The sequence below is a fragment of the Vibrio sp. MEBiC08052 genome (assembly GCF_001506075.1).
Lineage (GTDB): Bacteria > Pseudomonadota > Gammaproteobacteria > Enterobacterales > Vibrionaceae > Vibrio.
In genome coordinates this window covers 522,004-533,648 of record NZ_KQ947475.1, presented here as the reverse complement: position 1 = coordinate 533,648, position 11,645 = coordinate 522,004, and the positions used below count along the sequence as shown (strand labels likewise).

The 11,645-nt window shown below is 49.0% G+C and carries 9 protein-coding genes; 7 read left to right on the top strand and 2 right to left on the bottom strand.

The window, feature by feature from the left end:
* Positions 1–285: 285 nt before the first annotated feature.
* Together mrcB and hrpB are read right to left on the bottom strand one after the other, a co-directional pair.
* On the bottom strand, positions 286–2,640 hold the full coding sequence (gene mrcB, locus VRK_RS02475; RefSeq protein WP_059119944.1) for a penicillin-binding protein 1B: 2,355 nt from the start codon (positions 2,638–2,640) through the stop codon (positions 286–288).
* 355 nt (positions 2,641–2,995) lie between these two features.
* Positions 2,996–5,479, bottom strand: coding sequence for an ATP-dependent helicase HrpB (hrpB, locus tag VRK_RS02470; protein ID WP_059119943.1), 2,484 nt, complete (start codon positions 5,477–5,479; stop codon positions 2,996–2,998).
* A gap of 55 nt (positions 5,480–5,534) precedes the next feature.
* On the opposite strand from hrpB, the gene sfsA reads away from it, so the two are divergent.
* The 7 genes from sfsA to panC all read left to right on the top strand — a co-directional run bounded on the left by sfsA (position 5,535) and on the right by panC (position 11,615).
* The gene (gene sfsA / locus VRK_RS02465) at positions 5,535–6,278 is read left to right on the top strand and encodes a DNA/RNA nuclease SfsA (protein WP_059119942.1); all 744 of its coding nucleotides are present in this window, start codon (positions 5,535–5,537) and stop codon (positions 6,276–6,278) included.
* 124 nt (positions 6,279–6,402) lie between these two features.
* Complete coding sequence (gene dksA / locus VRK_RS02460; protein WP_059119941.1) at positions 6,403–6,849, top strand: RNA polymerase-binding protein DksA; 447 nt, start codon at positions 6,403–6,405, stop codon at positions 6,847–6,849.
* Between the two features lie 154 nt (positions 6,850–7,003).
* A complete protein-coding gene (gene gluQRS, locus VRK_RS02455; protein ID WP_059119940.1) occupies positions 7,004–7,876 on the top strand; it encodes a tRNA glutamyl-Q(34) synthetase GluQRS in 873 nt (290 codons plus the stop codon).
* A gap of 99 nt (positions 7,877–7,975) precedes the next feature.
* On the top strand, positions 7,976–9,343 hold the full coding sequence (gene pcnB / locus VRK_RS02450; RefSeq protein WP_059119939.1) for a polynucleotide adenylyltransferase PcnB: 1,368 nt from the start codon (positions 7,976–7,978) through the stop codon (positions 9,341–9,343).
* The gene (gene folK / locus VRK_RS02445; RefSeq protein ID WP_059119938.1) at positions 9,340–9,840 is read left to right on the top strand and encodes a 2-amino-4-hydroxy-6-hydroxymethyldihydropteridine diphosphokinase; all 501 of its coding nucleotides are present in this window, start codon (positions 9,340–9,342) and stop codon (positions 9,838–9,840) included. The genes pcnB and folK overlap by 4 nt, the downstream gene beginning before the upstream one ends.
* 12 nt (positions 9,841–9,852) lie before the next feature.
* Positions 9,853–10,647 (top strand): 3-methyl-2-oxobutanoate hydroxymethyltransferase, encoded by a 795-nt coding sequence (gene panB, locus VRK_RS02440; protein WP_059119937.1) that lies wholly within the window; start codon positions 9,853–9,855, stop codon positions 10,645–10,647.
* A 56-nt stretch (positions 10,648–10,703) separates the two neighbouring features.
* Positions 10,704–11,615 carry a pantoate--beta-alanine ligase gene (gene panC, locus VRK_RS02435; RefSeq protein WP_059119936.1) on the top strand — a complete coding sequence of 304 codons (912 nt, stop codon included), beginning with the start codon at positions 10,704–10,706 and terminating at the stop codon, positions 11,613–11,615.
* The last annotated feature ends 30 nt before the right edge of the window (positions 11,616–11,645 follow it).

The window sequence follows — 11,645 nt, the reverse complement described above, 5'->3', positions numbered from 1 at the left end:
TGGAAACTTGGCACTCCGTGCAGAGACAAACTCAAATTATCTTAGCCGAGGAGGCCAAACGGTTGATGCAGAATAGCAAACTTACTCATAAATGGAAATGTATACTCTTTGACCCACGCTGCAACTTCCGACGAAACTTTTCACAGTGGTTTCAAGCCAGTCTCAAAAACACCTCGCCACTCAAAAAGCACGGCTGAAAAGACCGATGATTGATGGTCTTTTCAGCCGTTGCCGGGCAGTAAATGAAACGATTGTATCTATTTCACTTTTCCGCTTATGGAAACGCTACCACTCGAAAATCTTTCTCAGCCAACGTAAAGGCTTATCATTTTCTTCACACCGCTGTTTCCATGTATGATCCGCATCCCATACCGGGAGTTTGAATTTATCATCACAGTCGAGGTTGAGCGCACCACGACGGTCTTTATCAAACCCAATCATGGTAATGCCCTGCGGCCACGGTAAATGCAGCACCTTCGGCACGCGTTTTTGCAGATAATTGGCATACACACGTAAAGCCCCACTCGCACCGGTTAACCCGGTTGATTTATTGTCATCCCGGCCAACCCAGATTGTGGTCACTTCGCGACCATCGACACCGACAAACCAACTGTCCCGATAATCATTGGTAGTCCCGGTTTTACCGGCAAGCATGGCCCAGGAAAAACGATTGTGCAGATATCGGCCGGTGCCTTCAATCACACCCCGTTTCATCGCGTAAGTCGTTAACCAGGCAGCCTGTTGTGAGACGGCCTGAGTACTTTTAGGAATCGACTGGTACAGAACATTGCCGTCCAGATCGATCACCGAACGTAACGCAGATAACTTGGAGCGTCTGCCGGAGTTGGTGAGGGTCTGATACATTTGTGCCACCTCAATCGGGGTGAGTGAAAACGATCCTAAAAACATCGAAGGTACCGGACGAATTTCTTGTCCATCCACACCGAGATGAACCAGCGTATCGCTCACCTTTGAAATCCCCAGAGACATCCCCAACTGAATCGTTGGAATATTGATAGATTTTGCCAAAGCAAGATACAGAGGGACTTCACCGCGGAACTGATGATCATAATTCTGGGGGGTCCAGATATCTCCCTGATCTGATTTCAAACTCATCGGCTGATCATCCAGTGTCGTCGCCAGATTATATTTACCCGGCTCGTTCAATGCCGTCAGATAAATCGCCGGTTTCACCAGCGACCCGATTTGTCGCCGGCCATTGAGGACACGATTGAAGCCATCGAATCCGATCCGAACCCCACCGACCATTGCCCGGATTTCACCACTCTGGCGATCCACCGCAATTGCAGCAGCCTCCAAGCCTTTACCTAACTGTGGCACTTTCTTTTGCACCGCATCTTCAAGCTCAGACTGAGAGACCGGATCCAGTGTGGTAAAAACTCTCAACCCTTTGTCAGATTTAAACCGATCGCCTACCTTATCTTTCAATTCAATCGCCAGTTGCTGAAAATAAGCAGGCTGACGTCTGGCAATATGTGGATTTTTTTGAATATCTAACGGACGTTCCACGGCCTGAGCATACTGCCTTGCAGTCAGAATATCTTGTTGCAACATCAGTTTCAGGACGAGGTCGCGCCGTTCTGTAGCACGCTCGGGATAACGAACCGGATTATAATAAGATGGCCCTTTCACCATACCAACCAATAAAGCCAGTTGATCAATTCTCAATTCTTGCAATGGCTGACCGAAATACAAACGGGATGCGAGCCCAAAACCGTGCACTTCTTCGGCACCATTCTGCCCCAGATACACCTCATTCAGATAGGCTTCAAGAATGCGATCTTTACTGAAACGGTAGTCAATGATCAGTGCCATATAAGCTTCTTGCAGCTTTCTCACTAAGGTTCTCTGGCTGGAGAGAAAGATATTCTTCGCCAACTGTTGAGTCAGCGTACTGCCTCCCTGAACCGTCCGTCCTGCACGCACGTTAGCCACCAAAGCCCTGAGGATGGCAAAAGGCGAAACCCCTTCATGCTGATAAAAATTCCGGTCTTCCGTCGCCAGCAATGCGTCAATCATCACTTCCGGAAATTGCTCCCGACGTAAAAATAAACGCTGCTCTGTAATATTTTTCTCCAGCATCCCCAACATCTTCGGCTCCAGACGCAAGAAACCGATATCCTGATGTTTGTCTAATGACTGAATCCGGGTCAAACCATCATCATCAAAATAAAGCATCACATGTCGATCCGGTTCCGGGCCGTCGGCAAACTCGAACGGACGGCGGATCAATTCAATTTTGGTTGAAGATGCCGAATACTCCCCGGCGTAACGCGGCCGGGCAACTTTGCGATAATTCAATATATCCAGCTCATGCCGCAACGCATCCAAACTGATATCATCACCGGGAGACATCGATAAAATTCGGGCATAGACAACGGTAGGGAGATCAAAAAGTTGGCCCTCAAATTTCTGACTGACAAGGTTATTCAGATAAACCCCGTAGAACGCAATCACAATGGCAAGTGTTAATCCGACTTTCCACCCGATGCGCCACAACTTACTAAACCACCCGGTGCGTTTAGCGGCCGTTTTGTTACTCGCGTTCTGCGCTTGTTTTGTCTCGGATGCGCGACGATCAGAACGTCGTCTCTTCTGCTGGTTTTTTTGACTACTCATTGAATTAATTATCGCTTCGTTTCTATCTCTGCTCTGAATGATTGGCAACTTTCGCTGCGATGTCACCGGTTCGCAGCTATGTTACCTGATGTCTTGGTGCATGAACATGGCCGGAGATCGTTCATCTTGTGTACTAAGCCTATGGTTTAATGTCAATTTGAACCACTTGGTTTGACACAATATTAACAGCCACGACATGTTTACTGACATCATTGACACTCACCACGCAATTGAAGCGATGCACCAGAGACACGGCAGACATCGATGGGTATCAATTGAAGCACCTTAAACATATCAGCCAACAGAGCTCTCTGAACCACTCAATCGCCACAACTCAATCCCCACAAAGAAACTGCTACAGATGTTTTTTTACTTTTTTGGTGGGTTGATGATTGGCAGGATCATCCGGCCACGGATGCTTCGGATATCGCCCTTTCATCTCTTTCTGCACTTCACGGTAGGCACCTTGCCAGAAAGCAGCCAAATCACGGGTAATTTGCAGTGGCCTCAGTGCCGGTGAAAGCAATTCAAGCACCAACGCAATTTGACCCTGAGCAATCCGGGGAGAGGACTGCTCCCCGAACATTTCCTGTAATTTCACCGCCAGCACAGGCGCTTGTCCCTGTTGATAACGGATTGGATAACGAGAGCCCGTCGGCACAATATAATGCGTGGGCAACACATGATCGAGGCGCTGTTTCACCTCCCAACCGATACGTGCCTCAAGCGCTGCTACTAAATCAAGTTGCGCTAACGCCTTCAATGTTTTCATCCCTGTCATATAAGGCAGTAACCATTGCTCCGCTTCAGCAAGCAGAGTTTCATCATCCATTGCAGGCACACCTAACTCGGGTAACCACTCTCTCGCACACCGCGCCCGGGTCAGCAACGATTGAGCGTTTGAATGCCATGGCAAAATCGACAACCCTTGACGGACCACGGCATTGAGTAACGCTTCAGCGGCTCTCGCAGGGTCGGGTTCCCCCAGCGATTGGCGCGCTAGAATGAGTTGCCCGCAGCACAGGCGCTTTTCTGCGGTCAACCGTCCTTTGTGATCGTCCCAATCGAGCCACTCTCGCCACTCGAATAAATGCGGCAGAACCTGTTGCAACATGGTTTGGTCAGCACGGACCGCCGAAAAAATCCGACTATCGCCCTGCTGCGTTTTGACAATGTCAGCTACCACTAATAAAGCTTCATCCGCCAATGGTTCATCTGGCAGCATCATCGCCCCCTGACCATTGGCTAACCGGTAACGGCTTGCCTGACCACGCGACAGAGCAATGCGATCGGGAAATCCCGCCGCCAATAACGGTGCAACCCATTCATGAGAGACCTCGAGCGGTTGAGAAGCACAATCGAGTTTTGCTAACAGCTGTTTCGCTCGCTTCAAGTAAGCCTGACGACGTGGCCAGGTTGCACTTTCGACTAAATTCAGTTGAAAATGCAAATCAGGGTTATCGTATCCTCTTGGTGGTTCTTCGAGCAACGCGACTAACATTGCTGCCGTAGCTGCAACCGGTGCACCATGTTGTTTGCCACGCCATAGCATTGCCCCGTGACGTGGCGCAACACCAAGCAGCGCAATCGCACTTCCCATTTCCGTCAGTCGTCCCTGTTCATCCATCGCGCCAAGCCGGGTTAATAACGCATTCGCTTGCTGCAGAGCCGACTCCGGCGGGCAGTCTAACCAGTGTAAATCCGCAGGTGAGCGACATCCCCACTGTGCAAGCTCCATCGCAAGTGACGTGAGATCAGCCCGTAAGATCTCCGGCTGTTGTGCCGCGGGCTGTCGGGACAGCATTTCCTCGCTATAAAGACGCAGGCAGATACCGGCTTCCAGTCGACCGGCTCGTCCGGCGCGCTGCTCAGCCGAGGCGCGCGAAATGCGCACAGACTCAAGTCGGCTGATTCCCGTTTTCGGATCCCATTGGGCAAGCCGTTCAAGCCCGCAATCGACCACCATGCGAATCCCTTCGATCGTCAGACTGGTTTCCGCAATATTGGTCGCCAGCACAACTTTTCGTTTTCCCGCCGGTGCCGGCGCAATTGCCTGCTGTTGCTGCTGAATAGATAGTTGACCATACAGCGGACAAACCAACACATTCTCACCCAATTGCCCGTCAAGCTGTTGGGCAAGGCGTTGAATCTCACCCGCCCCGGGCAAAAAGACCAGCATGGAGCCGGGCTCACGCGAAAGCAAAGACGAGATTTCTTTCGCTGCGACCTCAATCAGCCGGCCTCCGGTCGCTGGCTTGTTATAATGCAATTCAACCGGATAGCTGCGCCCTGTGGATTCAATATAACCGGCCGCTGGTAAAATGCTCCGTAAAGCATCTCCATCCAGTGTGGCCGACATGATCAATAGTTTAAGATCATCTCGTAATACCTCTTGAACTTCTAATGCCAGAGCCAGTGAGATGTCTGCATCTAAGTTTCGCTCATGAAACTCATCAAATATCAGTAAATCAATCCCTTTCAGTTCCGGATCGTGTTGCAGCATCCGGGTCATCACGCCTTCGGTCACGATCTCAAGTCGTGTTTGACGGCTCACTTGTGTTGTCCCCCGAACCCGAAGACCGATGGTTTCTCCGACCGACTCTCCCAGTTGCGAAGCCAGATAATTGGCAATATTCCGCGCAGCAAGTCTGCGTGGCTCCAACATGATGATTTTGCCGGCAATCATTCCCTGCTGAAGCAAAGCAAGCGGCAAACCGGTGGATTTTCCGGCACCGGGCGGTGCTTTCAAAATCACCTGTGGACAATCGGCAATCGCTGCCAGTAATTCAGCCAGAACGGCTTCTATCGGTAACTGAGATAACGCTGACGACTGTGACAAAACATCATCCTTATGATTAAATGAAGAAATTATTGTACCGAAAAAACGTGAATAAATGCAGTTTGCTCCTCTGTTAAGTCCTGCGGTCCTGCTGAAACGTTACAAACGTTTTCTGGCCGATATTCAATTGCCCGACGGCACGATCACCACCATTCACTGTGCCAATACTGGTGCGATGACCGGCTGTGCAACGCCCGGGGACACCGTCTGGTTTTCGTACTCGAAGAACCCCAAACGCAAGTATCCTTGCAGCTGGGAACTGACGGAAACGACACACGGACACCGGATTTGTGTCAATACGATTCGAGCCAATACGCTGGCCTGTGAAGCGATACAATCCGGAGTCATCGAAGAACTTCAGGGGTATGACACCTTACGTACCGAAGTGAAATACGGTCAGGAGAACAGCCGGATCGATATTCTCCTCAGCGCCGCCTCCCGGCCGGACTGCTATATCGAAGTAAAAAGTGTCACTTTACTTGAGTATTCTCCCCTAGATGCCAAATCATCCGGTCAGGGATACTTTCCGGATGCAGTCACGACTCGGGGACAAAAACACCTACGAGAGCTGATTGAAGTTGCTCGAAATGGAAAACGAGCCATACTTTTATTTGCTGTATTACACTCAGGGATTGAAAAAGTATCGGCCGCCCTCCATATAGACGCAACATATTCACGTTTGTTGGAAGAAGCACAAAAGGAAGGCGTGGAAGTCCTGTGTTACAAAGCAGAACTCTCCAAATATGAAATGAAACTTGTATCAAAGATAGAATGGATCAATGAATCGATAAAATATTGATATTGTCTGCACATTGATAACAAGTTTACAACGAGTGTTTGCCACCCCCTTTTCTTTCTGGTATAGATACCCGCCTTAAGTAGACTGCTCTCGCAGTTGACTAGGTGTTAGTAGGAGATGCTGTATGACAGAATCCAAAAAAAAATCGCTAGGCATCCTAGCCATCGCAGGTGTTGAGCCATATCAGGAACAACCGGGTGAAGAATATATGTCACCGGGCCAGATCGCTCATTTTACAAAGATTTTACAAGCTTGGCGTAACCAACTCCGAGAAGAAGTTGAACGGACTGTCCATCATATGCAGGACGAAGCAGCGAATTTCCCGGATCCTGTCGATCGCGCATCTCAGGAAGAAGAGTTCAGCCTAGAGCTTCGTAATAGGGATAGAGAGCGTCGTTTAATCAAGAAAATCGAAAAAACACTGAACAAGATTGAAGAAGAGGACTTCGGTTTCTGTGAATCTTGTGGTGTTGAGATTGGTATCCGTCGTCTTGAAGCACGTCCAACTGCTGATTTATGTATTGACTGTAAGACGCTGGCAGAAATCAAAGAAAGACAGATGCAAGGTTAAGCGAGTTCAATTATCCGATGAAATGCGAACAAGGGAGCAACTGCTCCCTTGTTTGTTATTGCCGTCCGGTTCAAAATACGGCCATATCAAAACTTGGTAAGCGTCAATCACTGTATCATTTCAATACAACATCATCTCAATACAATCGATGAACATGAGTAATTATATCGGGCGTTTTGCCCCATCTCCTTCCGGCCCGTTGCATTTTGGATCCCTGATTGCAGCATTAGGCAGCTATTTTCAGGCACGTGCTATGAACGGAGAATGGTTGGTCAGAATTGAAGACCTCGATCCACCACGAGAAATGCCCGGTGCAGCGGACCTAATTCTGCAAACCCTCGAAGCCTACGGTCTTCACTGGGATCGAACCGTCTGGTATCAGAGTCGTCGTCATCAAGCTTATCAAGCGCAAATTGAGCAGTGGCTCGCTCAGGGTCAGGCATACTATTGTCGTTGTACCCGTAAACAAATTAAAGCATCTGGGGGATACTACAACGGTGCCTGCCGTCATCGACACCTTGCCCCACAACCCGGCTATGCCGTCCGCTTACGAGTGGATACGCCAATCACTCAGTTTTACGATGAAAAACATGGCAAAATGGAGATCCCGCTGGCATTGGCGCAAGAAGATTTCACAATTAAACGCCGGGATGGCCTGTTTGCGTATAATCTGGCGGTAGTACTCGATGATATTGACCAAGGCATCACACAGGTTGTCCGTGGTGCAGATTTGATTGAGCCGACCGGACGCCAGATCAGCCTGTATCAACAACTGGGTCACCCACCGGTCAGTTATCTTCATTTACCGCTCGCTGTTGATCAAACCGGGCATAAGCTCTCGAAGCAGAATCATGCACCAGCGATTGATCGGAAAAACCCGCGGCCAACCCTGATTCAAGCCATGAAATTTCTCGGCTTTCAGCTACCAGTCGATATCGAGACTGCAGAACTGTCAGAAATTGTTGCTTGGGGCTGCCAAAACTGGCATATTCATCAACTCCCAGAGGCGCTTGAAATCACACGATGATTCTCAAATTGAGTCCAATAGGCTATGATTAGCCGCAAACTGACCCACAAAGACATTCTGTCAACAAAGACAACAAGGAGAGATTCTTATCCTTGTCTGATGCTCATGAATAAAAACGATATTACAGAACAAGCTCATCGCGTTTATCCGGATTTGACGCTAAACATCCTCACGCGACAAGAGCACAAAATTTCTCGCAAACAAATCAGCGAGAGTGCACTTAAAGTGCTGTACCGACTGCAAAGTTCAGGCTATGACGCCTATCTTGTCGGTGGCGGTGTCCGTGATCTTTTGCTGGGGGAATCCCCGAAAGATTTCGACATTACAACCAATGCGACTCCTGAACAGGTTCGTAAGCTTTTTCGCAACTGCCGTTTGATCGGCCGACGTTTCCGCCTCGCCCATGTAATGTTCGGGCGTGAAATTGTCGAGGTCGCCACATTCCGTGGCCATCATCAGGAAAACGACCATCAGAAATCGAGTCAGTCGGAAGCAGGAATGCTGCTCCGAGACAACGTCTACGGCACCATCGACGAAGATGCCGAACGGCGTGATTTCACCGTCAATGCCATGTACTACAATATCGCGGATTACACGATCCATGATTACGCCGGTGGTATTGAAGATATTGAAGACCGACTGATCCGGCTGATTGGCGATCCGCAAACCCGTTACCGTGAAGATCCGGTACGGATGTTGAGAGCGGTTCGCTTTGCAGTCAAACTTGATTTCGATATCGAAGAAGAGACGGCTGCGCCTATCGAAGAACTGGCACCGTTGTTACAGGACATTCCGTCTGCACGACTCTATGAAGAGTCGCTGAAAATGCTGCAAACCGGATATGGTCTGGAAACATACCATCAGATGCGGCAGTACAACTTGTTCCAGCAACTGTTCCCGATGATCTCAGCCTATTTTACCGAAGATCACAGCTCCCCGACGGAAAAGATGCTTGATCTGGCACTCGATTCGACCGACCAGAGAATCGAGGAAGGGAAAAGAATCAATCCGGCATTTATGTTTGCTGCAATTCTCTGGTATCCGATGATTCATTTGGCCGAAACATTTATGGAATCCAAAAACCTCTGTTATTACGATGCCGTGATGGAGGCAGGTAACAAAATATTGGATCAATTGGTCAAAACAGTCGCCATTCCAAGACGCCATACCGCCACCATCCGTGATATCTGGCAGTTGCAACTGCGTTTCTCGCGCCGTCATGGTAAACGGGCTTTCCGTTTACTGGATATCAATAAATTCCGTGCCGGTTTCGACTTCTTAGCGATGAGAGGTATCGTCGAAGAGGGTGAAACGCGAGAACTCGCCCTGTGGTGGGAAACATTCCAAAATGCCGGAAAGAATATGCGTCAGGCGATGGTTAATGACATCGGCCGAGTCAATTCCAAAAAAGCAAAAGCGCGCCAACGCCAAACAGGACAGAAGAAAAATAAACAGGATGTGTCATGATCACAGTTTATATTGCGATCGGAAGTAATATGGCACAACCGGACCAACAGGCTCGGCAAGCGATTCAGGCATTACAACATCTGCCTGAATCGGAATTGATTCAAGCTTCTCAACTGTATAGCAGTACACCCATGGGACCGACGGATCAGCCGGACTATATCAATGCTGTCGTTGAGATCAAAACGCATTTAAAACCACTTGAATTATTAGATCATACACAAGCGATTGAACTGAATCAGGGACGGGTGCGAAAAGAGCAACGTTGGGGCCCGAGAACGTTGGATCTCGATATTCTCTTATATGGTCATATGGTGATCAATTCAGAGCGACTGGTAATTCCTCACTATGGCATGAAAGAACGAGAATTCGTGCTATACCCACTTGCTGAAATCGCACCTCACTTAATTCTCCCGGATGGGACTGAGCTGAATCAACTCCTCCAACAAGTTGATCAAAATGGACTCACGATTTGGCACTCAACTGCCGACGTCTCTTAAGGATGATGACCGATGAAAAAAATTACGATTAACAATTTGATGCGCTGGAAGCAGGAAGGTCGTAAATTTGCGTCCGTAACCGCCTACGATGCCAGCTTCGCGCAACTTTTCGAGAGTCAGAATATGCCAGTGTTACTGGTCGGTGACTCTCTGGGAATGGTTCTGCAAGGCCGGACAGATACACTGCCCGTAACAATTGAAGAAATGGCCTACCACACGCGGTGCGTCAGAGCCGGCAGCCCTAATTCACTCTTAATGGCTGATATGCCATTTATGAGCTATGCCACCCCACGCCAAGCATGTGAAAATGCTGCCAAGCTCATGCAGGCCGGTGCAAACATGGTCAAAATTGAAGGTGGTCACTGGCTGGTGGAAACGGTGAAGATGCTGACTGAACGTGCAGTCCCGGTTTGTGCACATTTAGGCCTGACACCACAATCGGTGAACATTTTCGGTGGCTATAAAATACAAGGACGAGAAGAACAGCAAGCCGAACAGATGTTACATGATGCACAGGCATTGCAAAATGCCGGTGCACAAATCGTGTTACTGGAGTGCGTCCCCAGCAAGCTGGCAGCCCGGATTACCCAAGCGCTCGATATTCCGGTGATCGGTATCGGTGCCGGTGCTGATACCGATGGTCAGGTACTGGTCATGCACGATATGCTTGGAATTTCGGCCAACTACATGCCTAAGTTCTCAAAAAACTTTTTAGCGGAGACTGGCGATATCCATCAAGCGGTCGCCAAATACATGGAAGATGTGGAACATGGTATTTTTCCTGATGAAGAACACACCATTGCCTAATACAGTATTACTAGGCCAAATATTGCCTAAAGCACCCTTGTCGGAAGGAGCAATTCATGCAGACTTACACTGATATCTCAGCGCTCAAAGCGCAGGTTAAACAGTACAAGCGTGATGGCCATACCATTGGTTTTGTCCCGACCATGGGGAATCTGCATGAAGGTCATTTAACGCTGGTACGTAAAGCCAAAGCACTGGCCGATGTTGTCATTGTCAGTATTTTCGTCAATCCAATGCAATTTGATAAAGCGGAAGACCTGACCAACTACCCGCGGACGTTGGATGAAGACTTGGCCAAGTTGACTCAAGAGGGTGTCGCACTGGTCTTCACACCTTCGGCCGATATCATGTATCCGGAAGGATTGGATAAGCAGACATTTGTCGAAGTACCCGGGCTTTCTCATATATTGGAAGGTCATTCGCGCCCCGGTCATTTTCGTGGTGTCTCAACCATCGTGACCAAACTATTCCATATCGTACAACCTGATATTGCCTGTTTTGGTGAAAAAGATTACCAACAACTGGCACTGATCCGTCAGATGGTGATTGATCTCTGCTTTGATATTGAGATAGTCGGTGTCCCGACGATCCGGGAAGCCGACGGTTTGGCGATGAGTTCACGCAATAATCTGCTGACGCTGGATGAACGTCAGCGAGCTCCGGTGTTAGCCAGAACCATGCGCTGGATTAGTAGTGCCATTCGAGGGGGACGGACTGATTTCGATTCCATTGTTGAAGATGCCATTGATCAGCTCAGAGCCGCTGATCTGGAGCCGGACGAAATCTTTATTCGCGATGCCCGTACCCTTCTGTCGGTGACAGAAACCAGCAAACAGGCCGTTATTCTGATGTCAGCCTTTATGGGCAAAGTTCGCCTGATTGATAATCAGGTTGTCGATCTGACCCGGGAAGGCAAAGAAGCAAGCAAAAATATCAGCGAAACAGAGAACAACGAGAGCGATAACTAATCTCGCGCGTCATCCCGACCGAAGACAGCA